The following is a 263-nucleotide window of genomic DNA, read 5'->3' as shown; positions in this document are numbered from 1 at the left end:
GTATGGGCATCAATGCGTAATTGCGCATAATGGGCCAAAGCCTTTTCTCCCCAAATCACCGGATCACCCGAATCATGGCGCAGACCATCGAAGAGTTTCGCGAAATACAAATCGAAATCGGCTAAAAAAGCATCCATGCCAACCACATCGGTCTGCGCGGTGCCAAGATCACCGCGGTATTCGTGCACCCAGCCTTCGAGTGCGGCGGTTTGAAAGTCGCGCAAACGTACACCGAAGGATTGATACGATTGCAGGTATTCGTG

General features: G+C 51.7%; 1 pseudogene. It reads right to left on the bottom strand.

From position 1 onward, the window contains the following. Positions 1–263 (bottom strand): annotated as a pseudogene (locus tag QN347_RS20150) (nicotinate phosphoribosyltransferase); the annotation flags it as partial.

The organism is Sphingomonas sp. 10B4, assembly GCF_035019905.1.
Taxonomy (GTDB): Bacteria; Pseudomonadota; Alphaproteobacteria; order Sphingomonadales; family Sphingomonadaceae; genus Sphingomonas; species Sphingomonas glacialis.
Note: the sequence above shows the minus strand (reverse complement) of the source record. Positions and strands in the feature narration are given on the sequence as shown.